General features: G+C 75.8%; 1 protein-coding gene and 1 pseudogene. One reads left to right on the top strand and one right to left on the bottom strand.

Annotation, left to right across the window (positions count from 1 at the left end):
* Positions 1 to 934: pseudogene (locus GTW67_RS21145) on the bottom strand (tetratricopeptide repeat protein); the annotation flags it as partial.
* Positions 935 to 1,204: 270 nt separating this feature from the next.
* On the opposite strand from GTW67_RS21145, the gene GTW67_RS21140 reads away from it, so the two are divergent.
* A partial coding sequence (locus GTW67_RS21140) for a flavodoxin family protein (protein ID WP_161166374.1) occupies positions 1,205 to 1,717 on the top strand: 513 nt, incomplete at its 3' end.

The raw sequence follows: 1,717 nt of genomic DNA, 5'->3' as shown, positions 1-1,717 counted from the left end.
CGAGAGCGGCTGGTGCGGGGGCAGTAGGCGCCGAAGCGGCGGGCGCGGAAGCAGCGGGCGCCGGGGCGGCGGGTGCGGTCGGCGCAGGTGCGGGGGCGGCAGGTGCCGGAGCGGCGGGCGTGGGAGCAGGGGTTGCCGTAGCGGCCGCGGGTGCGGCGGTGCCGTAGGCCGGTGCGGGCGCGCCGGTCTGACGAGCCTCAGGTGCCGGAACGCCGGCGGCAGGCGCCGCGTCCATCCGCGGGGGCGGGCCGAAGACCCCCGTCGGCGGCGCCACCGTGCCCGGCGTCGGGCCCCCGGCGGGCTCGGGCAGGGCGCGCAGGACGAACGTGGGCGCGGACTCGCCGGACGACGTCCGGGACGGCTCGACGGCCGCGGGCGCCGAAGCGTCGGCGGGGACCGCCGAGGCCAGCCGGCCTGCGGGGGCTGCCGAAGCGGCCGGGGCAGCCGGCACCTCCGAGGCGGCCGGGGCCGACGAAGCCGCCTCGCCCGCCGGGGCCCTCGAAGCAGCCGGAGCCGACGAGGCCGCCGGGGCCGACGAGGCCGCCGGGGCCGATGAGGCGGGCGGGCCCACCGGGGCCGGCGGGGCCGATGGCGTCCCAGGGGCCGTCGACGCAGCCGACCCGCGCGGTATCCGGGACGGCTTGGCCGCCAGGTGGCTGGAGCCGTCCGGGTCGATGCGGAGATGGACGACCGAGCCGATGCGCTCGTCGTGGATCGTGGCGAGGACGGGGCGGCCGGCGGTGAGGGCGAAGCGGTGGAGGCGGTTCAGGACGGTGTGCCGGATCTCCTCGCCGGGGCCGGCGACGACCGGGGCGCCGTCGACCGTGGCACCGCCGGCCTCCGGTACGCGGACGTCGATCGGCGTCTCCGCGGGGGCGGGCGGGCGCTCGGCGCGTTGCTGGTCCCGCTGCCTGTCGCGGCCGAGTCGAGCCATCGTCCCCCCACTCATAGGCGGCTTCCGTCGGCGGTTTCGCTTCCCTGCCGTCCAGAGCCTGTCATGCCTGTCGTTCACCTACCGTCGAGTCTCGCCGCTCGCGCGCGATTCTCACGTCACCGCGGTGTCACAGGCTCGTTCCAGGAGGTCACGCAGGTGCGGCGAGCCGCTCCGCGCGGCGTTGCGAAGGACCACCCTGGACAGATAGATGCGTACGCATATACTGCACGTGCTGGTATTTCGCGCACGCCGCACACTCTTGGGGGACCCATGAGCCGCCGCTTCCTCTTCCTGCTGGGCAGCAGCCGCCCCGACGGCAACACCGAGCTGCTGGCCCGCCGCGCCGCCGAACAGCTGCCCGCCCACACCGAGCAGCGCTGGATCAGCCTGACCGAGCACCCGCTGCCCGAGTTCGAGGACCTCCGGCACGACAGCGACCACACCCGCCCCACCGAGGGCGACGCGGCCCTCCTCCTGGACGCCACGCTCCACGCGACGGACCTCGTGATCGCCTCGCCGCTGTACTGGTACACGCTGTCCACCCCGGTCAAGCGCTACCTCGACCACTGGTCCGGCTGGCTGCGCACCCCCGGCCTCGACTTCAAGGCGACCCTGGCCGGCCGCACCCTGTGGGGCGTCACCGCGCTCGCGCACGAGGAGCAGGAGGTCGCCGACCCGCTGGTCGGCAGCCTGAGCAACTCGGCCGCGTACATGGGCATGCGGTTCGGCGGGGTCCTGCTCGGCAACGGCAGCAAGCCCGGTGACGTACTGAAGGACACCGAG

Origin of the sequence: Streptomyces sp. SID5910, assembly GCF_009862125.1 — a bacterium.
GTDB lineage: Bacteria > Actinomycetota > Actinomycetes > Streptomycetales > Streptomycetaceae > Streptomyces.
This window is presented reverse-complemented; position numbering and strand designations above follow the sequence as displayed.